Source organism: Arthrobacter sp. BI5, assembly GCF_056680065.1.
This window is the reverse complement of record NZ_CM155264.1, coordinates 975,545-1,000,487: the sequence shown is the minus strand read 5'-3', so window position 1 is coordinate 1,000,487 and position 24,943 is coordinate 975,545. Positions and strand designations below refer to the sequence as shown.

The following is a 24,943-nucleotide window of genomic DNA, read 5'->3' as shown; positions in this document are numbered from 1 at the left end:
CCGGTCATCCTTTTCCTCCAAAGTCGGTGCCGGTCGGGGCGGCGGGGGCGCCGGGTGCGCCGGGTGCGCCGGGTGCGCCGGGCGCCGTCGTCGCTGCCGGCCCGGGCTCCGCCTGTCCCTTACTAGTCTTCATCCGTCCGGTTCCGCGTGAGAACCGCTTTTCGATGAAGTGCTGCCCGACCATCAGCACCGAGGTGAAGAGCAGGTACCAGAGCGACGCAACGATCAGCAGCGGCACCGGCGTGAACGTCACCGCGGAGATGCCGCGGGAAACGCCGTACAGGTCGATGCTCAAAGGGATCGCGGCAACCAGGGAGGTGGTCTTGAGCATGGAGATGACTTCGTTGCCAGTGGGCGGGATGATGATTTTCATGGCCTGCGGAACCACGACGTACCGCATCGTCTGACCCCAGGACATCGCCAAGGCCGTCGAGGCCTCGGCCTGGCCCTCGTCCACGGACAGCAGGCCGGCCCGCACGATCTCGGACATGTAGGAGGCCTCGTTCAGGCCCAGCCCGATGACGGCGGTGATGAACAGGTTGGTGAAGACCTCGTTCGGGACGGTGACCCAGGGCGTCATGAACGGAATCCCCAGGGTGAACACCGGATAGATCAGCGACACGATGCCCCAGAACACCAGCTGGACGTAGACGGGAGTCCCACGGAAGATCCAGATGTAAAGCCACGCGATGCTTTTCAGGACCGGGTTCGGGGAGAGTCGCATGATGGCCAGCAGGAGCCCGATGACGATCGCGCTGATCATCGCGTAGATGGTCAGCCACAGCGTCACCCACGCAGCCTGGCTGATCCGCCGGTCGAAGATGTACTTGCCCACATCCGCCCAGCCGTAGTCCGGGCGCTGCGCGGCGTCGAGGACGAAGACCGCAAGGCCCAGCACCAGGAGCACGGCGATCACGTTCCGCCAAGGATGCCGCAGCGGAATGGCGACAATCGCCTCCGCCGGGGCGTCGTCCGGCTCCCCGCCCACGCCGCCGCGCTGGGCCGCGCCGGCCGGCTGCGCCCCGCCGCCGCGCTGGGCCGCGCCGGCGGGCTGGGCCGCACCGGCGGGCGGCGGCTTGGCCGGGTCCGGGTCAATCATCCGGTCGGGTTCCCGCTCGCTCATGGGGCGTCACCCTTTGGCGGCCACGTTGAGTTCCGCCGTCTTGATGCCGCCGGCTTCCACTCCCCATTTGGCCAGGATCTTGGTATAGGAACCGTCGTCGATCAGCGACTGGAGCGCCTTCTGCAGGACCGGAGTAAAGGCGCTGCCCTTCGCCACCGGGATCCCGTAGGGTGCGACCTCGAACGCGTCGCCGGCGGTCTGCAGCTTGTCCTTGGTCTTGGAGATCGCGTACAGCGTGACGGGTGAATCGGCGCTCATCGCGTCCACCTGCCCCACCACCAAGGCGTTCGTGGCCTGGTCCTGGGCGTCGTAGCGGAAGATGGTGATGGCTGGCTTCCCGGCATCCGTGCAGGCCTTCGACTTGGCCGGCACCTCGTGGGTGTCCTCGTAGGTGGTGGCCTGGACGGCCACCTTGAGCCCGCAGGCGTTCTTCGGATCCACGGTCTTGCCCTTCGGCGCGGCCCACTGAATGCCGGCGGAATAGTAGTTCACGAAATCCACCTGCTTTTCGCGTTCCACGGTGTCGGTAAAGGAGGACATGCCCATGTCGTCCTTCCCCGCCCGGACGGCCGGCAGGATGTTATCGAAGGTGCCAATATCGAAATTGACCTTCAACCCCATCACTTTGCCCAGCGCATTGGTGAGATCCACGGACCAGCCTGCGGGGGCCCCGTTATCGTCCTTAAACTCGTTGGGCGGGTAATTGTTGGCCATGCCGACATTGAGCACGCCGGCGTTCTTGATTTTCTCCGGCAGGGCCGCAGCAATGGCGTCGTTCTTTTTGACGTCAACGGCGTCGGAGCTCGCATTCGCTCCGCCGGTGGCCGCGGGTTCGCTGTTGTTGACACAGCCTGAGAGGGAGAGCGCGGTAGCGATCGTGAGAACGGGAAAAAGGTATCGAGTACGCATGGTTTCCTTAGCTGTTCAGGGATTCGTTGGCCTCCCGCGGCGCTGCGGGAGAACTCTGGGAGCCTGCTGGATCAGAGTGAATCACTTTGTGTCGCCTGACGCCGTCGATTCAAGGATTTCCCCGGAATGACGAATGTCCCGGAGAATTTCTCCACCCCGGGCTTTCAACTCGGGAATGCTGGAAACGCCTACTAACGTCATGGTACGCCGGAGTTCGTCGGCGAGGATCTCAATGATGCGTCCTACGCCGGGCGATCCCGCGGCGACCAGACCGTAAAGGTAGGCCCGGCCGATGGAGCAGGCGTCGGCGCCCAGCGCGAGTGCCTTGAGGATGTCACTGCCCCGGCGGATGCCGGAGTCCACGAAGATCTCGATCGAGTCGCCCACCCGCTGCCGGGATTCCTGCAGGACGTCCATGGGGCTGAGCATGTGGTCGAGCTGGCGTCCGCCGTGGTTGCTCAGTTGTACGGCGTCCAGGCCAATGCGGGAGGCCTTGGCGACGTCGGCCGGGTTGACGCAGCCTTTGAGGACGATCTTGCCGCTCCATGCCTGCCGCAAGGCCTCCAGCTCCTTCCATCCGCTGGTCGCATCCGAGTGGCCGAGGATGGCCTGCCACATGGCGGGCGTGATCATGGAGGTTGCCGCGGCACTGCGGGGGTCCAGGTTGGGGAAACTGATGCCATCCGACTTCAGGAAGTTGATCCACCAGGCGGGACGCCGGGCGATGTCGGCGACGGTGGACAGCGTCAACGCAGGCGGCGCGGTGAAGCCGTTGTGCAGATCCCGCTCCCGGGACCCCAGCGCCCGGGTATCGACGCCGACAATCAGCGTGGTGAAGCCCGCGGCTTCGCAGCGGGCCAGTTTGTCTTTCAGCGCCTGGGCGTCGGAGGTGAGGCCGAAGTTGAACCAGCGGTCAAGGTTCGGCTGGCGCGCCGCGATCTCTTCCATCGCCACGGTGCTCAGGCCCGCCAGCCCGTAGGGGATGCCCGCCCGGTCTGCGGCCGCGGCGACGGCCGCTTCACCCTCGGGATGGAACAGCCGCGTGGCGCCGGTGGGGGTCAGGGTGAGCGGCAGGGCGCTTTCTTTCCCCAGCAGGGTGGTGGCCGTAGCGGGTCCGGACACCGGCCCCCAGCTGGGCATCAGCGCCCAGGCATCGAAGACGGCGCGGTTGCGGCGCAGCGTCACTTCGTCCTCGGAACCGCCGTCGAGGTAGTCAAAAATTCCGGCGGGTAGCACTTTCCGGGCCGCCTTCCGGTACTCCTCGACGTTGAAGGCGTTGGCCAGCACCCGGCGCCGGCGCGACAAGATGGGGGCCTTGACCTGGATGAGCTGCCTGGCTTCGCTGACTTTCACGGAGGGCCTTCCCGTTGCGGGCGTGCGTTACGGTTCAGACGCTTGGTCAGCCCTTGGTCTTCGCCACTGTCATCAGGATCGCCGAGTCCTCTTCGGCCACAAGGCTGTGCAGCCCGTCCGGCACGATCAGCAGGTCGCCGGCCTTGCCCTGCCAGGACTCTTCGCCGGCCTGCAGCCGGACGCAGCCGCGGATCACATAGACCGTCGCCTCCCCCGGGTTCTGGTGCTCGCTCAACTGCGTCCCGGCCTTGAACGCCATCACGGTCTGCCGGAGCACCTTCTCGTGCCCGCCGTAAGCGGTGTCGGCGGCCCGTCCGCTGGGCGCCGCGAGCGCCGCCGCAACCTGCTGCCGGGCCAGGGCATCTATCGATATTTTCTGCATGGGCACACGGTACCGGGTATCCGTGCCGGGGCCGAGGGTCTTTTGCCCCGCACCGGACGTCCAAGACCTGGAGGCGCTAGGCTAAAGAAGCGGCTGAAGCAGACGGCCCACCGTTCGTCCCAGCGGAGCACCAACCATGACAAAGGCCACCGCAGGCCACCCTGCCAACGACCGTACCGAAGCTCCCACCGAGCCCACTATGATCGAGCCTGCCGGCGCGGGCACTGCCGACGGAACCGAGGAGGGCCTCCGCCGGTTCGCCGCCGAGTCCTTCGGCCTTCCGAACCTCCGCGACGGACAGCTCACCGGCATGAGCGCCCTGGCCTCCGGCCGCGATGTCCTCGCCGTGATGCCCACCGGCTACGGAAAGTCGGCAATCTACCAGGTGCCCGCACTGCTGCTGCACCGGACGCTTGGTCTGCCCACCGTCGTCGTGTCCCCGCTGATCTCGCTGCAGGAGGACCAGCTGGACGGGCTGTTGGAGGCCGTTGGGCCGCACGGCGCCGCGGCCATCAACTCTTCCCACGGCGCGGCCGAGCAGGAACGCGCCTGGCAGGCGGCAGAAAGCGGCGACATCGCCTTCCTGTTCCTCGCCCCGGAGCAACTGGCCAAGGACAGCACGGTGGCACGGCTGGCCGCCCTGGACGTCGCCCTCTTCGTGGTGGACGAGGCACACTGCGTCACCTCCTGGGGGCACGACTTCCGGCCCGATTACCTCCGCCTCGGCGAGGTCCGTGAGCGGCTGGGCAACCCGACGACGGCGGCGCTCACCGCCACCGCCGCTCCCCCGGTCCGGGAGGAAATCCTCGAGCGCCTCCGGATGACAGACCCGCTGGTCCTGGTCCGCGGCTTCGACCGCCCCAACATCAGCCTTGACGTGGTCCGCCACCACGAGGACAAGGAGAAGCGCCGCGCGGTCATCCGCCAGGCCACGGAGCTGGTCAGCGAACTGCACGGCCCGGGCCTGGTCTACGCGGCCAAGCGCAAGGACACCGAAAAGTACGCGGATAAGCTGGCCCGCAACGGCCTCCGCGCTGCGGCCTATCACGCCGGTATGGCGGCAGCGGACCGCGCCGGAGTCCACGAACGGTTCCTGGACGGCGGACTGGACGTCGTCGTCGCCACGACCGCGTTCGGGATGGGGATCGACAAGCCCGATGTCCGTTTTGTCCTCCACGCAGACATCCCCGAGTCGCTGGACAGCTACTATCAGCAATTCGGCCGCGCGGGACGTGACGGGGAGCCCGCCGTCGCAGTTCTCCACTACCGTTCCGAGGATCTGGGCCTGCGGCGGTTCTTCACCACGCACGCCCCGGACGAAGCATCACTGCGCGTTGTGCTGGCCGTCCTCGCGGCCGCGGACGGGCCGCTCCAGCGAAACACCCTGGCCGCGCAGGCGGGATTGCCGGCGCGCAGGGTCACCGGTCTACTGAACCAGCTGCAGGACACGGGCGCCGTCACCGCGGAACCGGACGGCGTCCGGCTGGGCGACGTCTCGGACCCGAACGGCGTGGTGGCGTGCGCCATCGAGCTGGCCGAGGCACGCGGGCGGGTGGACCAGTCCCGCGTTGAGATGATCCGCGGCTACGCCGAGACCCGGCGCTGCCGCCGCCAGTTCCTGCTCGGCTACTTTGGCGAGAACCTGCCGCAGCCGTGCGGCAATTGCGACAACTGCGCCTCCGGAGCCGCCGCGGAGGAAGCGGCGGCAACCGGGGACGGCGGTGTGGCCGCCCCGGGCCTCTCCGGCGACGACATTTTCGCGGTGAACGCCACGGTGGTCCACTCGGAATGGGGGCCGGGCATCATCATGCAGAACGACGACGACGTCCTGACCGTCCTGTTCGAAAACGAGGGTTACAAGACACTGTCCCGGAAAGTCGTCGAAGAGCGCGGCCTGCTCACCCTGGCCGGGGACTAGGCCCGGGCCGGCCCCGGCTAGTACTCAACCTGGAAGTCTCGGAACTCCCCGGTGGCGTTGGACAGCGACTCCTCCACGTGGTCCACCCGCCCGGGCGCCTCCGGCGAGCGCAACCAGCTCCGGAACTGCAGCACCACCGCCTGCGGCCCCTCCACGACGACGCCGACCGTGCCGTCGTCGTTGTTCCTCACGGTGCCGCGCAGGGCGAGTTCTTCGGCCTTGCGCACGGTCCAGTACCGGAAGCCGACGGCCTGCACCATGCCCTGCACCCGGGCCGTCAGCCGCACAGCGGCACCCGCATCCACTGCCCCGGAGCCCCCTGCAAAATCAGCCATGCCTCCAATGTAGTCCCGGTCCGGCGCCGCCCACATCCGGGACTTTTGCCCCTTTCAGCCTCGTCCCGGGCCAAGGAGGGTGGAAGAAGACCTCCGGCACGGTGCACTCAGCGGACACCCCGCAACGCCCGCCGGAACGCCTGAAAGGAATAGACAATGGCAGGACAATTCGAGATCTTCACCGACGCAGAATCGAACGTCCGGTTCCGGCTGCTGGGGGCTGACGGCACAGTGCTCGCTGTCTCAAAAGCCTTCGGGGACAAGCGTTCCGCGGCGGACGGCATCATGGCAGTCCGCGAGTGCGCCGGCACCGGACTGATCAGGGAGACGCATTCGACTCCCTGGGGTGGGACCACGTGGACCAAGGCGAGCACGGCTGCACGCTCCCGCAGCCACCAGCGCCGGCACTCCCCTGCCGTCTAGCCACCCCGGAACCCGACGCTCCCTCACGTCCGGCACCCCCGGACCCGACGCTCCCTCACATCCGGCACCCCCGGACCCGACGCTCCCTCACATCCGGCACCCCCGGACCCGACGCTCCCTCACATCCGGCACCCCCGGACCCAACGCTCCCTCACATCCGGCACCCCCGGACCCAACGCTCCCTCACATCCGGCACCCCCGGACCCGACGCTCCCTCACATCCGGCGGACAACGCTGAGGGAACGCCCCGGAAGACACCACCAGAGCTGAGGGAACGTCCGGGGCAAGACCACCAGATCTGAGGGAACGTCCGGAAAGACACCACCAGATCTGAGGGAACGTCCGGGGCAAGACCACCAGAGCTGAGGGAGCGTCCGGGGCAAGACCACCAGAGCTGAGGGAACGTCCCGAAAGAGACCACCAGAGCTGAGGGAGCGTCCGTTTAGCCCGCCGGCCGCAGCGACGTGATCATCGTCCGGATCGATTGGTACTCCGGCGTGGACGCGTAGCGCTTGGCTTTCTCCAGGTATGGCAATGCCGCCGGGCCCGGGGTGAGGTTGTTCGCCGGGTTGTAGGTACCGCCGAACAATGCCCCGCTGGGCGGCCACAGGAAAAGATGGAACATGGGGCAGGCTAACGGCCCGGTCTCTTCGGGCATCATCGTGACGCCGTACGCGGCCACGGTGTTCTGCGCCGGCCCCGGTCCGGTGCCGTCACCGCGGGATTCGTATACGTAGCGGGGCATTCCCCGGTCCGCGCTGCCCGGTTCCACCAAGGCCTGGAGCGGTTGTGAATCGTAAACCTGGTACGGGTACTGCACGGTGCACTCCGCCCCGGTGACAATGTTGGTGCGCAGCTGGGCCATCGGCTTGCCGTCCGCGTTGGTGACATCCACGAAGGCTCCGCCGAGGTCACCGCCGGGGTCCCGGGCGGTCCAGTCCGGCGGGTAGTCGAAGGACAGCCCGTCCGACGTCGTGAACGTCTGCCAGCCCGACGGCGTTACGCCAGACGGGGTTACTTCAGACGGCCTTACCTCGGACGGCGTTACCTCCGACGGTGTGCCGGTCCCGGCGCTTGTGCTGCCCGGCGGGTCGCTTGCGGACGGGGTGCCCTGTGCCTGCGGGCTCTCCTGCTGCGCGCCCGGGGCGGCGCAGCCGCCAAGCAGCAGGACCAGGCCCAGGGCGGTACCCGCCGTCTGCCGAGCATGTCCCACCGGCAGGTTACTTCCCTGCCGGCCGGAGGGACATCATGGCCTGCTTGATGTACTTGTACTCGGTGGTGTCCTTATACACCTCGGGAGTGTCCACGTGCATCGGCTTGCCGGGGGTGGTGTCGAACGGGTCGTAGATGCCGCCAAAGGACGCCGAGCGCGGCGGCCAGGGGAAGACGTGCGAGATGGGGCAGGCCTCCGTTCCGGTCGGTTCGGGCGCCGCGGTGATGCCGTAGGCGAAGGTGTTGGGCTTTGACGGATCCGCCGCGGTGGCGTTTACCCGGGCCTCGTAGGTAAACCTCGGGGTGGTCCCGGATTGCGCCAGGGCCGGAATCGGTGCGGAGTCATAGACCATGAACTGGGACTTCGTGGTGCACGCCGGGCCCGGCCCCACCTGCGTCCGCAGCCGCGCCATCGTCTTGCCGTAGTCGCTCACCAGCGCCGCCGCGCCGTCGACCTCCTTGACGGACCACGTCGCCGGGTAGTCGAAGGTCAGCGTCCCGTCCGGCGTCGTGTACGACTTCCAGCCCGCCGGCACCGTCGTCGTGGACGTGGGGGCGGTGGTGCTGGAGGGTGACGGTGACACGGATGTGGGCGAGGCGCTCGTCGGCGAGGGACTCGCAGTGGCGGACGCCGTCGTCGTGCCCGCCGCGGTGGTGGCCGGGGCCGCCGCTGGCGACCCACAGCCGGACAAGAAAAGCGCCGCGCAGAACGCGGCGGAACCGGCTGTGGCCAACGATGCCTTATGGCTCATGTCACCCTCCCCCTGAGATGCAAGTGGTGGCACTATTCTGGGGCTTTGCGCCGCGGATCCTAGGGGCTTAGGTCCCGAATCGGCGCCCGGTGGGGCGCGGCGGCGGACCGGGACCGGCGCCGGAGCGTTGGGGTGACCAGACCCACGTTGACATTCCACCGATTTCAGTTGATCAGCGAAGCTTGCTAGACCTTGAAGGATGCAAGACTTTCTGACCTCCGCCATGCCCTTCCTCGCCGTGGCCCTGGCCGTGGCCGCCGGTCTGGTCGCCTCCTGGCTGGTGCGCCGGGTGGTCCTCCGGCTCAACCGCAAGCAGGAGGCCCTCCGCGAGACGTCCCGGGTGGCGCGGCTGCCGCTGCGCTTCGCGCTGTGCCTGATCGCAGTCCGGATTGCGCTGGCGCTGACCACCGACGACGCCGAGTGGCGCCGCAACGTGGACCACGCCCTGGTGATCGCGCTGATCGGCTCGGTGGCCTGGCTGGCGATCGCGGTGCTGTTGATCATCGAGACCATGGTCCTGACCCGGTACCGGGTGGACGTGGCGGACAACCGGCGTGCCCGGCGCCTCCGTACCCAGGTGATCCTGGCCCGGCGGATCGGCGTCGCGCTGGTCGCGATCGTTGCGCTGGGCAGCATCATGCTGACGTTCCCCGCCATCCAGGCCCTCGGCGCGGGGCTGCTGGCCTCTGCCGGAGTGATCTCGATTGTGGCCGGCCTGGCGGCGCAGACCTCCCTGGTGAACGTCTTCGCCGGCATCCAACTGGCCTTCACTGACGCGATCCGGGTGGACGACGTGGTGGTGGTGCAGAAGGAATGGGGCCGGATCGAGGAGATCACCCTGACCTACGTGGTGGTCCACATCTGGGACGACCGCCGGCTGATCCTGCCGTCCACGTACTTCACCACTACCCCGTTCGAGAACTGGACCCGGCGCCAGTCCGAGGTGATGGGCACGGTGGAGTTCGACCTTGACTGGCGCGCACCGGTGGAGGCCATGCGGGCCGAGCTGAAGAAGGTCCTCGCCTCCACCGAACTCTGGGACGAGCGGGTGGGCATCCTGCAGATCACCGACGCGACGGCAGGCTTTGTCCGGGTGCGCATCCTGGTCAGCGCCGGGGACAGCGCCTCGCTCTTCGACCTGCGCTGCCTGATCCGCGAGGAGCTGGTGCTCTTCTTGCAGCAGGAATACCCGACGGCGTTGCCGCACGTCCGGCTCGAATCCATGCCGTCCGCCGCGGACCCCGCCCGGCCCGCTGCCCGGCCCGCGGCCCGGCGTCCGGGCAAGCTCTCCGCGGCGGACGAGACCGCCGCCCGGTTGCCGTCTGACCCGCACGATTCGCAGCTCTTCACCGGCTCGATCGAGGCCGTGCAGCGTTCCCGTGCGTTCTCCGGCCCCGGCGAGGATGTGTTCGAGGACCGGGACAAGTCGATCGCGGCGCAGAACTAACCGCGTTCTTCCCTGCCGCCTTCCCTCTCCGGTGTGACGGGTCGATAATCGGAGCCATGACCATTCCACCAGCGCCCGAGCCCTCCCCGTTCCCGCCCGAGCCCGGGCCGACGTCGCCGGAGCCGCAACCCGGCGATCCGTTCCCGCCGGATCCGGGACCCACGCCGCCGCCGGGGCCGGGTCCCGCACCCACGCCAAGCCCGCAGCCGGGACCGGCGCCGACGCCGGGGCCGCTGCCGATCCCTGATCCGGGCCCGGTTCCGCCGCCGCCCGTTCCGCCGACGCCGGACCCCACCAGGTTCTGAGCCGCGGTTCTTCTTAAAGCAACGCGGGGTCACTCAGCGCCCATCCCGGGTGTCAGGATGGGCTGTGAGTGACCCCGCCTTGCTTGTTACTGGTCCTGTATCGTCGCCGGGCGCCTAGTCGATGACGATGTCGCGGGTCCGGTGGTCGTAGTGGATGACGAGCAGGCCGCCGCGGTGGTGCACCTCGTGGTTGGCGCCGTCGAAGTGGCCGAACGCGCCGTAGTTCTCATCCCAGGAGCGGTTGATCGCGATCTTGAAGCTGTAGGAACCTGCCGGCAGTTCCGCGGCGATCTTCCAGAGCTGGTCCACCGCGTCCAGCTGCATTTGGGCCTCGTCGTACTGCGGGGCCCAGTTGGCGGGTGCGCCGAGCAGGACGTTGAAGTCGCCGGCGACGGCCACTGCTTCGGGCTGCTGGACAGGCTGTTCGATGGTCTCGGCGGTGGCGGCCGGGCCGGCGGGCGCCTCTTCAGCAGCAGCGGCCTTGTCCGCTGACTTGCGCTTCCGGACCGCTTTGGCGACCGGAGCTACGGCCTCTTCGACCAGCTTGGCAGCCTTGTCGGCCACCTTCTCCGCGACCTTAACGGCCTTCGGGGCCACCTTGGGCGCCGGCTTCCCCGCTGCTGCCCCGGCGGGGGCCGCGGGAAGGGGGGTGTCGGCCGGAACCGGGGTGCCGGCGTCGAGCGCTGCAGTGAAGGCGGCGGGGTCGGCGAAGGCAACCGTGGCGCGCTGGCCGTCCTCGGTGATGGTCCAGCCGGAACGGCCCTTGACCAGCCACCCGGCCTTGACCAGCTTGGCCGTCGCGCTGGTGAGCGCCTTGTGGCCGCGGGGAATGCCGCCGCTGAGCAGCTCACGCTCATGGTCGTTGAGGGGTACCCGTGCGATCGCCTCGCCCAGCACGACGCCGGCGTTCAGCTTCTCGCCCGACCAGACCCCCTCGGCCAGGACGTCCAGCACAGCCTTAAGCCGAAGGTTCGTGTTTTCCGCAGCGTTCGCGCCCATGGGTCTCCTTTAGAAGCAATTGATCCACCTGCATTTTGCCAAGGTTCGGCGGCTATAGCGACTGGACGGGGGTTAACTCCGTGTGTCGTGACCCACTGTGACGGCCCGGGCGACCGTCGCCGAGCCCAGTTACGCGGCTAGAGCCGGGGAATCAGCACCGGGGTGTTCTTCTTGTAAGCCTCGTAGTCGGCCTGGCCGCCCCATTTGGTGTCGGCCTTCTTCTCAAGATGCGGCACGCCACTGACCTTGGTGATCAACAGGGCCACAAACACCGGCGAGATGAGGGCAACCCACTGCCACCCCTGCAGAACGGGCAAGGCAATGATCGCGACGCCGATCCACAGCAGGATTTCGCCAAAGTAGTTCGGGTGCCGGGACTTAGCCCACAACCCTGTCGAGATGAACTTGCCCTTGTTGCCGGGGTCCGCACTGAACCGGGACTTCTGGGAGTCTGCCAAAACCTCGCAGCCGAAGCCCGCCACCCACACCACGAGGCCGGCTATAGCGAAGCCATCCAGCGCAACCTGGCGCGCCGACGTCATTGCCACCCACGCGGCGGCAGCGGTGAACGCCACCCAAATGCCCTGCATGGTCCACACGCTGAGGAAACGGACGAAGGAAGGCTTGATGTCATCAAAGCGGTCATCCTTGCCGGCCCGGCTGATCCGCCGGAACAGGAACGTACCCAGCCGGATTGCCCAGACCAGCACCAAGCCCGCGAGCAACAAGCCCCGCGCGCCGATGCCCGGGGTAAGGAGAACGAGCAGCAGCGTGACGGCGATGTAGGTCAGCGACCCGGTCAGGTCGTAGAACTTCTCCGTCTGCGCCAGGAACGACGGGATGAACGCCAGCCACTGGATCAGGAAGGCGGCCCCGACGGCGAGCGCGAAGACGGGAATCCCGCCGGCCATGGCGCCGCCCTGGCTGCCGGCAACCGCCAGAACGGCCCCAACCAGCACGACGACGGGAATGGTGGCAAGGGCTTTGCGGTCAGAGTCTTTCATCAGGGTGTTCCTTTCACAGGCGTCGCCGGAAGCTGGCGCGCAAAGCCGGGTTCGTTCCCCGCCACCACCAGTATTGTTCACTGCCCGGGAAACGCAGCCATGACTGGCCGCCGCCTATACTTCGGGGAACGCCCGCACATCGCTGACACGAGGAGCCACCATGACCGGTCCCACCAAAAAGTGGCTGCTCGCCTACGCAGTGGCCGCCGTCATCTTCGCCGGAATCGACGCCCTCTGGATCCTCACCGTGGCGAACAACCAATACCGCAGCCAGATCGGTCACCTGCTCCCCGCCAGCTTCAACGTCCTGGGCGCCGTGCTGTTCTATGTCATCTACGTCGTGGGCATCGTGCACTACGGCGTCCGGCCCAACGATCCCGGCGCCACGCTGCGGAGCCGGGTGGCCGGAGCGGCCCTGTTCGGTTTCTTCACCTACGCCACCTGGGCGCTGACCGCGTTCGCCATCCTCAAGGACTTCCCGGCCGTGGTGGCGGTGACCGACATCCTGTGGGGAACCGCGGTGTGTGCGGCCGTCACCGCCCTCACCGCCGTGATCCTGCGGCTGCACAAAACCGTTGCCCGCGGCAAGCAAGCTGGCTAGAGTGGATTGACCGCCGCCTCCCCGGTCCCGCCCGACTGTAGGCCGATCCGCGGCATCCCATCCCCTCTGGTTCAGGAGATCCCCATGGAATCACGTACCCTCGGCTCGCTCACCGTCTCGGCCCTTGGACTGGGCTGCATGGGCATGAGCGAGTTTTACGGCCAGGGCGACGAGCAGGAGTCCGTCGCCACCATCCATGCTTTCCTCGACGCCGGCGGAACCCTGCTGGACACCGCGGACATGTACGGCCCGTTCACCAACGAAAAGTTGGTGGGAGGTGCGATCGCCGGCCGCCGCGACGACGTCGTACTGGCCACCAAGTTCGGCAACGAGCGCCGCGAGGACGGGTCATGGGTGGGCATCAACGGCAAGCCCGAGTACGTCCGGGCCGCGTGCGACGCGAGCCTGCAGCGCCTCGGCGTCGACCACATCGACCTGTACTACCAGCACCGGGTGGACAAGACGGTGCCGATCGAGGAGACCGTCGGCGCCATGGCCGAGCTGGTCCAGGCCGGCAAGGTCAGGCACCTGGGCCTCTCCGAAGCCAGCGCCGACACCGTCCGCCGCGCGCACGCCGTGCACCCGATCACCGCCCTGCAGACCGAATACTCGCTGTGGGAGCGCGAGCCGGAGACCAAGATCTTCCCGGTGCTCGCCGAACTCGGCATCGGTTTTGTCCCCTACAGCCCGCTGGGCCGCGGCTTCCTCACCGGGCAGCTGCGCAGCGAGGACGACTTTGCCGCGGACGACTTCCGCCGCCACTCGCCGCGCTTCCAGGGCGAGAACTTCACCCGCAACCTGGCACTCGTGGACCGGGTGACCGAACTCGCCACCGAGAAGGGCTGCACCCCGGCGCAGCTGGCCCTCGCCTGGCTGCTGGCCCAGGGCGAACACATCGTGCCGATCCCCGGGACCAAGAAGCGCGAACGGCTGCGCGAGAACCTGGGCGCCGTCGACGTCGAGCTCTCCGCGGGCGACCTCGCCCGGCTCGACGAGCTGGCTCCGGCCGGCGTCGCGGCCGGCGCGCGCTACCCGCACATGGACAGCATCGACGTCTAAGGGGGTTAGCGGCCCGAGGCGGCCAGTTCGGCCAGCAGCTCCGTCTTGCGTTCCTCGCTCGCGAAGGAGGACCGGATGGAGTTGGCCGCGAGCCGCACGCAGTCGAACTCGGAGAGCCCGATCACGGATTTGAGCTGGGCGAAGTTGTCATCCACGTATCCGCCGAAGTAGGCCGGGTCGTCCGAGTTGACGCTGACGTTGAGCCCGGCCGCGAGCATGCCCGGCAGCGGGTGCTCGGCCAGCGTGTCGACCGCGCGGAGCCGGACGTTGGAGAGCGGGCAGACGGTCAGCGGCATCAGCTCGTGGACCAGGCGCTCCACCAGCTCCGGGTCCTCCATGCAGCGGATGCCATGGTCGATCCGCTCCACGCCCAGCAGGTCCAGGGCCTCGATGATGTACGACGGCGGGCCCTCCTCGCCGGCATGCGCGATCCGCCGCAGCCCGGCCTCCTTGGCCCGGGCGAAGAGCCGCTCAAACTTCGACGGCGGGTTGCCCACCTCGGCCGAATCCAGCCCGATTCCGGCGATCGGCGCGTCCATGGCGAGCAGCTGTTCCAGCACCTCCAGCGCCGATTCCTCGGACAAGTCGCGCAGAAACGCGGCGATCAGCAGGGTGGAAATGCCGAACTCCTGCTGCGAGGTGGCCAGCACGGAGGCCACACCGTTCACGGAGGTCGCCAGGGAAACCCCGCGGGACAGGTGCGCCTGCGGATCCAGCATGATCTCGGCGTGCCGGACCCCCGCCGTGGCGGCCCGCGCCAGGTACGCGCGGGTCATGTCGGCGAAGTCCTGCTCGGTCTGAAGCACGGCCATGTTCGCGTAGTACAGGTCCAGGAACGACTGCAGGTCCGTGAACTCGTACCGGGCACGCAGCTCGTCCAGGTCCGCGTAGGGCAGCGTGATCCCGTTGCGCTCCGCGAGCGCGAAGATCAGTTCCGGCTCCAGGGTGCCCTCGATGTGCAGGTGCAGCTCCGCGACCGGCAGTGCCGCGTGGACCCCCTCGGGCACCTCGGCGAACTCCGGGACCCCCTCAGCCTGCGGCTCGGCCTCCTGCTCTGCCTGCGGCGCAGCCCCTTGCTCTGCCCTCGGCGCCCGGGCGCCGCCGTCGTAAGTTTCCATTCGGTAAGGATATGCCCGCCGCGAGCAAGGACGGATAGAGTCGAACAGATGCACAATACTCAGCAGGCTTCCGATCCCGCCGGCCTGGCGCCGGACCATCCCACGGACGGCTTCGTCCGGGTCCGCGGCGCCCGGGAAAACAATTTGCGCAACGTGGACGTGGACGTGCCCCGTGACGCGATCGTCGCCTTCACCGGCGTCTCCGGCTCCGGGAAGTCCTCCCTGGCCTTCGGCACCATCTACGCCGAGGCCCAGCGCCGCTACTTCGAATCCGTGGCGCCCTATGCCCGGCGGCTGATCCAGCAGGGCCACAACCCGAAGGTGGAGCTGATCACCGGCCTGCCGCCCGCCGTCGCGCTCCAGCAGCGCCGCGGCACCCCCAGTTCCCGGTCCACCGTGGGCACTGTCACCACCCTGTCCAACTCGCTACGGATGCTCTTCTCCCGCGCCGGCAGCTACCCCGACGGCGCCGCGTCGCTGGATTCGGACGCGTTCTCCCCCAACACCGCGGCCGGCGCCTGCCCGGAGTGCCACGGCCTCGGCATCGCGCACACGGTCAGCGAATCCTCGCTGGTCCCGGACACCTCACTGAGCATCCGCGACGGCGCGATCGCCGCTTGGCCCGGCGCCTGGCAGGGCAAAAACCTGCGCGACATCCTCACCCATCTGGGGTACGACGTCGACACCCCCTGGCGGAAGCTGCCCAAGAAAGACCGCGACTGGATCCTCTTCACCGAGGAGCAGCCCGTGGTGGAAGTGACGCCGCAGCGCGACCGGGTGGCCAAGCCGTACAAGGGCCGCTTCTGGAGCGCAAAGAGCTACGTGCTGCACACCCTGGCCGATTCCAAGAGCACCTCCATGCGCGAAAAGGTACTGCGTTTCATGGAAACCGGCCCGTGCCCGCGCTGCGGCGGCAGCGGGCTGCGGCCCGAGGCGCTCGCCGTGACGTTCGCGGGCAAGACCATCGCCGAGCTCAACGCCGTGCCGATGACCGAACTCGCGTCGATCATCCGCCCCACCACCGAGCTCACCTCCGCGGGAACCGCCTCGCGGAAGCAGTCCTCCGGCGAGTCCAACGAGGTGGCCGTCGCCATCACCCGCGACCTGCTGCAGCGCGTCACCGTGCTCCTGGACCTCGGCCTGGGCTACCTCGCCCTGGGCCGTTCCACCCCCACCCTCTCCCCCGGCGAGATGCAGCGCCTGCGGATCGCCACCCAGCTGCGTTCCGGCCTGTTCGGCGTCATCTACGTCCTCGACGAGCCCTCCGCCGGCCTGCACCCGGCCGACGCCGAACCCCTGCTCGCGGTCCTGGACCAGCTCAAGTCCTCCGGCAACTCGGTGTTCGTGGTGGAGCACAACATGGACGTGGTGCGCCGCGCCGACTGGCTGGTGGACGTGGGTCCGCGCGCCGGCGAGGGCGGCGGTGAGGTGCTCTACAGCGGCCCGGTGGCCGGCCTCGCCGAGGTGGAAGCCTCCGTCACGCGGCCGTACCTGTTTCCGGAGAGCACCGGGACCACGGGCGACGACGGCGGGGACGGCGACGGGGGCCGTTCCGGGGCCGGCGCACGCTCCGGATCCGGCGCCCGCCGGGAGGCGGCCGGCTGGCTGGAACTGCGCGACATCAGCCGCCACAACCTGCAAAACCTCGACGCGAACTTCCCCCTCGGCGTGCTGACCGCGGTCACCGGCGTCTCCGGCTCCGGCAAGTCGACGCTGGTCAGCCAGGTCCTCGCCGAGGTGGCCAACTCCTGGCTGCACCCGGACTCCGAGGCCGCGGCCGCCCCGGAGGAAGCCGACGACGCCGGGGAGCCCACCGCTCCGCTGAGCGTGGGGCCGGTGTCCGGGCTGGAGCAGATCGACCGGCTGGTGAAGGTGGACCAGAAGCCGATCGGCCGTACCCCGCGTTCCAACCTGGCCACCTACACCGGGCTGTTCGACGCCGTCCGCAAGGAATTCGCCGCTACGGACGAGGCCAAGGCCCGGGGCTTCGGGGCCGGACGCTTTTCCTTCAACGTGGCCGGCGGACGCTGCGAAACCTGCCAGGGTGAGGGCTTTGTGGCTGTGGAGCTGCTGTTCCTGCCCGGCAGCTACGGCCCGTGCCCGGAATGCCACGGCTCCCGCTACAACCCCGAGACCCTGGAGGTCAGCTACCGCGGCAAGAACGTGGCGGAGGTGCTGGGCATGACGGTCAACGCGGCCGCCGAGTTCCTCACCGACGTCCCCGCCGCCGCACGGGCCCTGCAGACCCTGCGCGAGGTGGGCCTGGGCTACCTCCGGCTGGGCCAGCCCGCCACCGAGCTCTCCGGCGGCGAAGCCCAGCGCATCAAACTCGCCACCGAACTGCAGCGTGCCCAGCGCGGCCACTCGCTCTACCTGCTGGACGAACCCACCACCGGGCTGCACCCGGCCGACGTCGAGCTCCTGATGGCCCAGCTGCACCGGCTGGTGGACGCCGGCAACACGGTGGTGGTGGTGGAGCATGAGATGGACGTGGTGGCCGCCGCGGACTGGGTGATCGATCTGGGCCCTGCCGGGGGCGACGCCGGCGGCAAGATTATCGCCGCCGGCGAACCCGCCGACGTCGCGCGCTCCAAGAAGAGCCGCACCGCCCCCTACCTGGCGGCCGTGCTGGGCGGCTGAGTTGTGGCTTTCTTAACCGCGGGTTGCTCCGGGCCCCCAGATTGTCCTACCGTGGATGGACGCCCCGAAGCGGGCAAATGCATGCCCGGTGCTGCCTCCACCAAGAACTGCCCGATCGGCAGACACCGCAGATGACCTCTATATGTCAGGGGCGGGCAGTGACGCGATAACGTCCGGGGACGGACCGAGCGCCGGTGGCCCTCAGGAGCAGCTGAATCCATGAAGACTTCAACCCTCACTACTGTCGCGCGCCGCGGAGCAGCCTTGGCCGCCGTTTCGGTCGCCGGCGTCGCCCTTTCCGCCACGGCGGCGACCGCAGCCACCCCCACCGCCACGACCACCTCCACGTGGGACGCACTGGCCCAGTGCGAGAGCGGCGGCAACTGGAGCACCAACACCGGCAACGGTTTTTCCGGCGGCCTGCAGTTCACCCAGAGCACGTGGGCTGCCCACGGCGGCACCGGCTCGGCGGCCAACGCCAGCCGCGAACAGCAGATCGCCGTGGCCCAGAAGGTCCAGGCTAGCCAGGGCTGGGGTGCATGGCCGGCCTGCTCTGCCAAGCTGGGCTTGAGCGGCGGCGCAGCAGCGGCTCCGGCTTCCGTACCGGCCGCGCAGGCGCCGGTCCAGCAGGCGCCGGTCCAGACGGTTCCGGTCCAGGCGGCCCCCGTGCAGGCCCAGGCCGCGCAGGTCCAGGCCGCGCCGCGGCACGCCGCCCCGGTGGCGCTGAGCGGCGAGACCTACACGGTCAAGAGCGGCGACAGCCTTAGCAAGATCGCCAAGAAGCTCGATATCCATGGCGGCTGGCAGGCCCTGGCCGACGCCAATGCGGCCACCATCAGTGACCCGGACCTCGTGCTGGCCGGGCAGGTCCTGCAGCTCCCCGCCTAGGGCAGGGCCAGCTGATTAAACGACGACGCCGGGGCGCCCTTGGGGGACGCGCCGGCGTCGTCGTTTAAGTTTCAGACTATTTGATTCAGACGGTGCGCGGCAGTTCGCGGACGATGCGCACCTTCCAAGCGGCGTCGTCGCTGGTATCCAGCAGGGCCACGGTGCCCTGCGCGAGGTGCAGCGCCACGCGCTTGGCCGCGAGCAGTTCGAGATAGAGCTGTTCATTCATCCGGGCGGGGGTGTCGATGACGTACTTCACCGCGTCGCGGACCTTGCGGTAGTTGTCGCTGCGTTCCCGGTGCAGGTGGAGCTCGAGCATCCGACGCTGCCGCAGCCGAGGTTCATGCCTGTTCAGCCAGGACACGGCGGCGTGGACGGCCACCACGAGCGTCAGCGAGACCGCGTAGATTTCCCAGCCGCTGGAAAGCAAGAACAGCGGCAGGTTGGCGATCGCCACCAGGGCGATAAACAGCCGGAACGCCAGCAGACGGCGCATGGTCAGGGCCACCGAGGCGAGGGCGGCGCGGAATCCGTGCTGTTCCTTGCGGGCCTCGGCGGGGTCCAGGGTGAATTCTTCGAGGACCAGGATGCCGTTGGCTTCCGGGCCGAGCATTTGTCCGTACTTGGGCGCAAAGGGCGCCGTTGATTCAAGGGTCATGGCGGGTCTTCCGTGCAGCTGGGGTGCTTGCCGTAAATGATAGGTCTCCGGGCTGGGAACTGTCTGTACCTATCCGTAATGTGAACACGCTCACCCGGGAGGCCCAGCAATTGGCGTTGCGGCCCCGTGGCCCCAAACTGGAGAGATGCAGACATTCCTCCCCTTCCCCGATTTCCAGCAGAGCGCCGCGGCCCTTGATCGCGTCCGGCTCGGCAAGCAGCGCGTCGAAGCGCTGCAAATGCTGCGCGCGCTGGTGATTCCCGAGTACGGCTGGCAGTCCCACCCGGCCGTCCGGATGTGGATGGGCCACGTCCCGGCGCTGACCATGTACGGCCTGGCCATGGTGGACGAATGGACCGCGCGCGGCGGCGAGGACACCACGCGCGAGAAGATCATGGAGTTCGCTCCGCAGGCCGCGCATCCCGACTATGCCGCAAAGATCCCGATGCCGTACTGGCTGGGAAACCCGGAATTCCACCTGAGCCACCGCTCCCGACTGCTCGCCAAGGACCAGCGGTTCTACAGCGAGGTGTTCCCGGGCACGGATCCGGACCTGGAGTACGTCTGGCCCGAACCCAAGCACGAGCTGCTGCCGGAGGATCCTGCCGGCGACCGCATGTGGGTTCTCCGTCTTCCGCTGGCCGACACCGATCCGCAGCAGCTCGACACCATCAGCCTGCCGCCGGTCCGCGGCAAGGCAGCGAACGCTGCCGGGGACGACGAGTACCAGTTCGTCTACGCGGACAACGGGTCGCGCCGGCCGGACAAGAACGCCCGCAAGCGCCCGGCCAAGCCGCTGGTGAAGAAGCCCACCCGCAAGCGCCAGGCCCAGGAAGAGGCCTTCACCACGCTGCCCGGGAAGTCCGTGGTGGCAATCCCGTTCGACGGCGGCCAGTCCTTCGCCGTCGGAGAGGTCCAGGGTCGTCCGATTACCGTGGACGGCGTGTTTGCCCGCAACTTCCAGGTCAACGAAATCCTGCCGCGCCGCGAGTTCGACTACCCGGCCCTGCTGCAGGACCCCCGGGTCTTCTTCCCCATTCCGGCGCGGTAGCCGGGCGCGGTAGCCCCCGGGGCCCGGCGAAGGGCGCGACACGGCGACGGCGACGCTCGGTTAGCGGCTCTCCCGCTCCGCGCCGCACCGTATTTGCTGGCAGACTGGGCCGTATGACTGTACTGCTGGCCGGTTGCGGCGATTTGGGTACCGAAGCCGGGCTGCGGTTTGCCGCGACCGGCCACCACGTGGTGGGCTGGCGGCGCTCGCCGGAAAAACTGCCGGCCGAAATCGAAGGCGCCGCGGCTGACCTGACCTCCGGCGAACTGCCGCCGGTCCCGGCGGACACGACCGCCGTCGTCGTCGCCATAGCGGCGGACTCCCCCACCGAGGAGGCTTACCGGGCGGCCTATGTGCAGGGCGTGGCGCATGTGCTGGACGCCGTCGCGGCGTCCGGGGCGCCGGTCCGGCGGGTGTTGTTTGTTTCCTCCACCGCCGTCTACGGCGACGCCGACGGCGGCTGGGTGGACGAAACGACGACGCCGAATCCCGCCGGTTTCTCCGGCCGCATCATCTGCGAGGCCGAGGAACTCCTCGTCAGCCGGCTCCACGGCACCGGGATTTCGCCCGTGGTGCTGCGGCTCGGCGGCATCTACGGACCGGGCCGGACCCGGCTGATCGACCAGGTGCGCGGCGGGGACGCCACGATTCCGGCGGAGTCCCGCTTCACCAACCGGATCCACCGCGACGACGCCGCAGCAGCCATCGTGCACCTGTGCACCATGGCGGCCGAGCCGGCGCCGCTGTACCTGGGCGTGGACGACGAACCTGCCGAACTGGGCGAAGTATTGCGGTTCCTGGCGGTCGAGCTGGGCCTTCCGGAGCCGCTAGGGGCCGAACCGCCGTCGGGGGCTGCCAGCTCAGGCGGCGGCGAGCCGTCGCGTGGCGGTAACAAGCGCGTGAGCAATGCGCTGCTGCGCGGCACCGGCTTTGAGTTCGAGTATCCAAGCTTCCGCGAGGGCTATCGCGCCATCCTGGCCGGCGTCGGCGAGCGGCACCCCTGATGCGTCCGCTATCTTGCACACCCAACTCCACCGAGGGACTGTATGGATTTTCAGCACATCATTGAGACGGTCGGCCGGTTCATGGATTTCGCCGGCGTGGCCGTGATGGTCATCGGCGCCCTGGTGTCCCTGCCGATGGCGTTGCGGGGCTTCCAGCCGCGGCAGCGGCCGGTCGGCTCCGAACCTCTTTCGGTGTACCGCTCCTACCGGCAACTGCTGGGCCGGTCTATCCTGCTTGGCCTCGAATTGCTGGTGGCCGCCGACATCATCCGGACGGTCGCCGTCACCCCTACCTTCGAGAGCGTGGGCGTGCTGGCCATCATCGTACTGATCCGGACCTTCCTGAGCTTCTCCCTTGAGCTCGAGATCACCGGGCGCTGGCCTTGGCAGAAGCAGACTGCGGGCGAGCAGTCGGCGGGCACGCAGCCGGTTGACGCCCAGTCGGTTGACGCCCAGTCGGCGTCGGCGTGACCTGATGGGTACCGATCCCTGGCCAGCGGCGCCGGAGCTGCCCCGACCGGTCATCATGGACCAGCGCTGGACGGACGCGGTGTTCCTGCACTGGCGCATCCCTCAGACGGCTGCAGCTGCGTTCATGCCTGAGGGCGTGGCCCCGGACGTGTTCGACGGGTCAGCGTGGGTGGGGCTTATCGGCTTCCGTATGCAGGGTGCCGGCCTGGGCAGAGGACCCGGGGTCCCCTACTTTGGGAGCTTCAACGAGATCAATGTGCGGCTCTACTCCCGGGAGCCGGACGGCACCAAGGGTGTTGTTTTCCTGAGCCTTGACGCCTCGCGTCTGGCTGTGGTTCTGGCGGCGCGCGCCGCAGGAATCCCCTACGTGTGGTCCCGTGACCGCTTCCGGGGGGCAAACCCTGCGGACCCCTCGACCGGCTATTCGGTGCGCCGGTTTGGGCGCGGGGCGCGGAGCGATTTCGCGGTGGCTCCACAGTTCGACGCCGATGCCACCGATCCGCTGTCCGTCCACCTCACAGCCCGGTTTGGCCTGCACACCCGCTTCCGCGGTAAGACGCTCTACGTTCCCAATACCCACAGTCCTTGGCCGCTGTTCCGTGCCCGGTTGACTGCCCTGGAAGACCAGCTCATCGCAGCAGCGGGCATCACGGTCTCCGGCCCGCCCGAGTCGGTGTTGTTTTCGCCTGGAGTGCGGACACAGTTTGGCCGGCCGCGGGCGCTGGGGCGCGGGACCTGAGGCTTTTAGTTTTGCTGCGGGCGCTAGCTCGGTGTGCGTTCCGCAGGGGCTAATACTGTCAGAGGTCGGTGATGAACTTAGTTCATGGGAACGAGTGCAGCTCTCGCCATTCCTCCGGCCACCCGGGCCGGTAATGCTGTCCAGCGGTGCCGGTGGTGCGGGGCGTGTTGCTCCTGCGCGGCGGTCTTGCCGGCTGTTTCGTTGCGGCGTTTAGTGTCGTAGGTCGCTGGTTGGATGGGTTCATGGGAACCAGTGCAGCTCTCGCCATTCCTCCGGCCAGTCGGCCCGGTGGTGCTGCGCGGCGGGTGCCGGTGGCGCGGGGCGTGTTGCTCCGGCACGGAGATGGTGCCGGCTGCTTCGGTGCGGCTTCTGGTGCGGGTATTAGTGTCGTAGGTCGGCGGCAGGATTGATTCATGGGAACCAGCGCAGCTCTCACACTTTCTCCAGCCACCCGGGCCGGTGATACTGCGCGGGGGGTTCCGTCGCTGGGGAACATTCTGGGGCAGGTGCGGGAGTTGTGCGCGACGGCGGTGAGGGACGCGGCGCTGTTCGGGTTCGCGGAGGCCGCGGAGTACGCCGCCGGGGTCGAGGAACTCGCCCGGGGGCTGGAGTTCCTGCAGCTCGTCGGCGCGGCCGCAGTGGACCGCACCCGGAAGGAAGCCGCCGCCGCGGACTCCCCGGTCCTGGATGACGGTTACCGCAAGAGCGGGGACTTCCTGCGGGACCGGTTGCAGATCACCGGCACCGAAGCGCACCGCCGCCTGTCCCTGACCGCCGCGGTCCTGCCCCGCACCGGGATCACCGGGCAGATCCTCCCGCCCCTGCACGAGGAACTCGCCGCCGCCGTGGCCGCCGGGACCGTGCCGTCCCGGTCCGCGACCATCATCGCCCAGGCCCTGGACCGGGTCCGGCCCCTATGCGACCCGGACACGACCGCCCGGATGGAACACTCCCTCACGGCCACCGCCATCGAGCACGACCCGGACTTCCTGGCCCGGGTCACCCGGCGCTGGCTGGACGCCATCGACCAGGACGGCGCCGAACCCTCCGAGGAGATCCTGCGCCAGTTACAGGGCGCGTTCATCCGTAAACCCCGCCACGGCCTGCACCACCTGGAAATCTTCGCCACCACCGAACAATTCGAGACCCTCCTCACCGTAATGAACACCGCCACCAACCCCCGCACCACCCCCGCCCCCACAGGCACCGACAGCAGCCCGGCCGCCACAGACAGTGGCCGGGCGGATGGCGGCGTGGAGGCCGGGGCGGACGGCGGCGGGAAGGTGGACGTGGCCGGGGAGGTTACCGGGGCGGAGGGGTTCGTGCCGGGCGGGCTGGACTGGCGGTCCCGGCCGCAGAAATACCTCGACGGCCTGGTCGGCGGCTGCAAAATAGCCCTCGCGTCCGGCGGGCTGCCCGCCACCGGCGGACACCGGCCCCAGATCATGGTCACCATCGACTACCGCGACCTCCTCGAACACCTCCTAAACGCCACCAACACCAACGCTGACCCTGCCACCGACAGCCAGACAGGCCCGTTCGCCAGGGCCGTTGACGCCCGCGCCGGCGGACGCGGCACCGGTCCGTTCGGGTTCACCGGAGCCGGGGGCCGCATCCCCGGGACCGGCGCCGGGCCGTTCGGGTTCACCGGCACCGGGGACGCCAGCGGACGCCGCACAGGCCCGTTCGGGTTCACCGGCACCGGGACCCTGGCCTTCACCGGCCCCGTCACCGCCGCGACCATCCGCAAAATCGCCTGCGACGCCGACATAATCCCCATCCTGCTCGGCAGCCAGGGCCGCATCCTCGACATCGGCCGCACCACCCGGATCTTCCCGCCCCACATCCGCAAAGCCATCACCGCCCGCGACCAAGGCTGCGCCTTCCCCAACTGCACCATGCCCGCCACCTGGTGCGAAGCCCACCACATCACCTACTGGTCCCGCGGCGGCACCACCAGCACCGACAACGGCGTCCTCCTCTGCTCCCACCACCACCACCTCATCCACAAAGAACAATGGACCATTGATTGTGTCAAGTATTTTTGGCCCCAGAGGGGCGATTGAAAGTGGCCCCAGGTTCACGGAACGTTGTTGTGGGTCTCGGGCTCGCGGGACGGTTTTCGCACCGGTTGGCTAAGGGTTCCTGTATCGCCCGGGGGAACGGCAGATGCCGGTCGGGGGTATGGAGTCGGGGCGCCGTCGTTGCTAGCATGTCAGATCTCTTGAGTGGGAGAAATCCATTCTGGAATGGAAAAGGTCCGACCCGGCGTGCGCCGGGCCGGACCCTTTCAGTTAGACGCGCTAACAGTCCAGACCGACTACCCAACCTTGCCGGAGAGTGCGACCAGTACCCCTGCCGTAGCGAAGTATTTGTTGCTTCCCAGATCGCGGATGGTTTTGATTCCCATACCGGCAAGCAGTTCGTCGTGCTTTTCGGTCAGTCCGGCAAGAGCCGAGGGCGGGGCCGAAAGGACCTCGTCCAGAGTCGAGTTCTCGTAGCCCTTGTCCAATGCCTTGCCCAATTCAATCGGAACAGCCATTTTCATGTCC

25 protein-coding genes are annotated in these 24,943 nt (G+C 68.4%); 13 read left to right on the top strand and 12 right to left on the bottom strand.

What is annotated here, in order from left to right; translation table 11 throughout:
* Nucleotides 1-4: 4 nt before the first annotated feature.
* The 4 genes from AC1MED_RS04715 to AC1MED_RS04700 form a co-directional block, all read right to left on the bottom strand.
* The gene (locus tag AC1MED_RS04715; protein WP_479785713.1) at nt 5-1,123 is read right to left on the bottom strand and encodes an amino acid ABC transporter permease; all 1,119 of its coding nucleotides are present in this window, start codon (nt 1,121-1,123) and stop codon (nt 5-7) included.
* Nucleotides 1,124-1,129: 6 nt separating this feature from the next.
* Nucleotides 1,130-2,032 (bottom strand): ABC transporter substrate-binding protein, encoded by a 903-nt coding sequence (locus AC1MED_RS04710; protein ID WP_346960383.1) that lies wholly within the window; start codon nt 2,030-2,032, stop codon nt 1,130-1,132.
* 81 nt (nt 2,033-2,113) lie between these two features.
* Nucleotides 2,114-3,385 (bottom strand): alpha-hydroxy acid oxidase, encoded by a 1,272-nt coding sequence (locus tag AC1MED_RS04705; RefSeq protein ID WP_479785711.1) that lies wholly within the window; start codon nt 3,383-3,385, stop codon nt 2,114-2,116.
* A 46-nt stretch (nt 3,386-3,431) separates the two neighbouring features.
* Nucleotides 3,432-3,767 carry a cupin domain-containing protein gene (locus tag AC1MED_RS04700; protein WP_479785710.1) on the bottom strand — a complete coding sequence of 112 codons (336 nt, stop codon included), beginning with the start codon at nt 3,765-3,767 and terminating at the stop codon, nt 3,432-3,434.
* A 199-nt stretch (nt 3,768-3,966) separates the two neighbouring features.
* On the opposite strand from AC1MED_RS04700, the gene AC1MED_RS04695 reads away from it, so the two are divergent.
* Nucleotides 3,967-5,685, top strand: a complete 1,719-nt coding sequence (locus AC1MED_RS04695) for a RecQ family ATP-dependent DNA helicase (protein ID WP_479786544.1) — start codon at nt 3,967-3,969, stop codon at nt 5,683-5,685.
* Between the two features lie 17 nt (nt 5,686-5,702).
* On the opposite strand, the gene AC1MED_RS04690 is transcribed toward AC1MED_RS04695, so the two are convergent.
* Complete coding sequence (locus AC1MED_RS04690) at nt 5,703-6,020, bottom strand: acylphosphatase (RefSeq protein WP_479779017.1); 318 nt, start codon at nt 6,018-6,020, stop codon at nt 5,703-5,705.
* Between the two features lie 156 nt (nt 6,021-6,176).
* Between AC1MED_RS04690 and AC1MED_RS04685 the strand changes: the two genes are divergently transcribed.
* Nucleotides 6,177-6,443 (top strand): YegP family protein, encoded by a 267-nt coding sequence (locus AC1MED_RS04685; protein WP_479785709.1) that lies wholly within the window; start codon nt 6,177-6,179, stop codon nt 6,441-6,443.
* A gap of 442 nt (nt 6,444-6,885) precedes the next feature.
* Here the strand turns inward: AC1MED_RS04685 and AC1MED_RS04680 are convergent, their stop codons facing one another.
* Together AC1MED_RS04680 and AC1MED_RS04675 are read right to left on the bottom strand one after the other, a co-directional pair.
* A complete protein-coding gene (locus AC1MED_RS04680; protein WP_479785707.1) occupies nt 6,886-7,656 on the bottom strand; it encodes a hypothetical protein in 771 nt (256 codons plus the stop codon).
* A 7-nt stretch (nt 7,657-7,663) separates the two neighbouring features.
* On the bottom strand, nt 7,664-8,191 hold the full coding sequence (locus AC1MED_RS04675) for a hypothetical protein (protein WP_479785705.1): 528 nt from the start codon (nt 8,189-8,191) through the stop codon (nt 7,664-7,666).
* On the opposite strand from AC1MED_RS04675, the gene AC1MED_RS04670 reads away from it, so the two are divergent.
* Nucleotides 8,166-8,423: a hypothetical protein gene (locus AC1MED_RS04670; RefSeq protein ID WP_479785703.1), complete on the top strand. Its 258-nt coding sequence runs from the start codon at nt 8,166-8,168 to the stop codon at nt 8,421-8,423. The two genes, AC1MED_RS04675 and AC1MED_RS04670, sit on opposite strands and share 26 nt — an antisense overlap.
* A 183-nt stretch (nt 8,424-8,606) precedes the next feature.
* On the top strand, nt 8,607-9,854 hold the full coding sequence (locus tag AC1MED_RS04665) for a mechanosensitive ion channel family protein (protein WP_479785701.1): 1,248 nt from the start codon (nt 8,607-8,609) through the stop codon (nt 9,852-9,854).
* Between the two features lie 419 nt (nt 9,855-10,273).
* On the opposite strand, the gene AC1MED_RS04660 is transcribed toward AC1MED_RS04665, so the two are convergent.
* Nucleotides 10,274-11,158: a pullulanase X25 domain-containing protein gene (locus tag AC1MED_RS04660; protein ID WP_479785699.1), complete on the bottom strand. Its 885-nt coding sequence runs from the start codon at nt 11,156-11,158 to the stop codon at nt 10,274-10,276.
* A 137-nt stretch (nt 11,159-11,295) separates the two neighbouring features.
* The gene (locus AC1MED_RS04655; protein ID WP_479785697.1) at nt 11,296-12,162 is read right to left on the bottom strand and encodes a DUF1295 domain-containing protein; all 867 of its coding nucleotides are present in this window, start codon (nt 12,160-12,162) and stop codon (nt 11,296-11,298) included.
* A 160-nt stretch (nt 12,163-12,322) separates the two neighbouring features.
* Between AC1MED_RS04655 and AC1MED_RS04650 the strand changes: the two genes are divergently transcribed.
* The gene (locus tag AC1MED_RS04650; protein WP_479785695.1) at nt 12,323-12,763 is read left to right on the top strand and encodes a DUF2177 family protein; all 441 of its coding nucleotides are present in this window, start codon (nt 12,323-12,325) and stop codon (nt 12,761-12,763) included.
* Between the two features lie 84 nt (nt 12,764-12,847).
* On the top strand, nt 12,848-13,822 hold the full coding sequence (locus AC1MED_RS04645) for an aldo/keto reductase (protein WP_346959893.1): 975 nt from the start codon (nt 12,848-12,850) through the stop codon (nt 13,820-13,822).
* A gap of 5 nt (nt 13,823-13,827) precedes the next feature.
* On the opposite strand, the gene AC1MED_RS04640 is transcribed toward AC1MED_RS04645, so the two are convergent.
* Nucleotides 13,828-14,940: an adenosine deaminase gene (locus AC1MED_RS04640; protein WP_479785693.1), complete on the bottom strand. Its 1,113-nt coding sequence runs from the start codon at nt 14,938-14,940 to the stop codon at nt 13,828-13,830.
* 48 nt (nt 14,941-14,988) lie between these two features.
* Between AC1MED_RS04640 and uvrA the strand changes: the two genes are divergently transcribed.
* The gene (uvrA, locus tag AC1MED_RS04635; RefSeq protein ID WP_479785692.1) at nt 14,989-17,580 is read left to right on the top strand and encodes an excinuclease ABC subunit UvrA; all 2,592 of its coding nucleotides are present in this window, start codon (nt 14,989-14,991) and stop codon (nt 17,578-17,580) included.
* Between the two features lie 219 nt (nt 17,581-17,799).
* Nucleotides 17,800-18,468, top strand: a complete 669-nt coding sequence (locus AC1MED_RS04630; RefSeq protein WP_479785690.1) for a transglycosylase family protein — start codon at nt 17,800-17,802, stop codon at nt 18,466-18,468.
* An 85-nt stretch (nt 18,469-18,553) separates the two neighbouring features.
* Here the strand turns inward: AC1MED_RS04630 and AC1MED_RS04625 are convergent, their stop codons facing one another.
* Entirely contained in the window at nt 18,554-19,126 is a 573-nt protein-coding gene (locus AC1MED_RS04625) for a hypothetical protein (protein ID WP_346959897.1), read from the bottom strand.
* A 145-nt stretch (nt 19,127-19,271) separates the two neighbouring features.
* Here AC1MED_RS04625 and AC1MED_RS04620 point away from each other — a divergent pair, with 145 nt between their 5' ends.
* The 5 genes from AC1MED_RS04620 to AC1MED_RS04600 all read left to right on the top strand — a co-directional run bounded on the left by AC1MED_RS04620 (nt 19,272) and on the right by AC1MED_RS04600 (nt 24,457).
* Nucleotides 19,272-20,177, top strand: a complete 906-nt coding sequence (locus AC1MED_RS04620; RefSeq protein WP_346959898.1) for an MSMEG_6728 family protein — start codon at nt 19,272-19,274, stop codon at nt 20,175-20,177.
* A 113-nt stretch (nt 20,178-20,290) separates the two neighbouring features.
* A complete protein-coding gene (locus AC1MED_RS04615; RefSeq protein WP_479785688.1) occupies nt 20,291-21,181 on the top strand; it encodes an SDR family oxidoreductase in 891 nt (296 codons plus the stop codon).
* Between the two features lie 42 nt (nt 21,182-21,223).
* Complete coding sequence (locus tag AC1MED_RS04610) at nt 21,224-21,652, top strand: DUF1622 domain-containing protein (protein WP_479785687.1); 429 nt, start codon at nt 21,224-21,226, stop codon at nt 21,650-21,652.
* A gap of 4 nt (nt 21,653-21,656) precedes the next feature.
* Nucleotides 21,657-22,391 carry a YqjF family protein gene (locus tag AC1MED_RS04605; RefSeq protein WP_479785686.1) on the top strand — a complete coding sequence of 245 codons (735 nt, stop codon included), beginning with the start codon at nt 21,657-21,659 and terminating at the stop codon, nt 22,389-22,391.
* A gap of 413 nt (nt 22,392-22,804) precedes the next feature.
* Nucleotides 22,805-24,457 (top strand): HNH endonuclease signature motif containing protein, encoded by a 1,653-nt coding sequence (locus tag AC1MED_RS04600; protein WP_479785684.1) that lies wholly within the window; start codon nt 22,805-22,807, stop codon nt 24,455-24,457.
* A 254-nt stretch (nt 24,458-24,711) separates the two neighbouring features.
* Here AC1MED_RS04600 and AC1MED_RS04595 read toward each other — a convergent pair whose 3' ends face one another.
* Entirely contained in the window at nt 24,712-24,933 is a 222-nt protein-coding gene (locus AC1MED_RS04595; RefSeq protein WP_479783404.1) for a hypothetical protein, read from the bottom strand.
* Nucleotides 24,934-24,943: the final 10 nt, after the last annotated feature.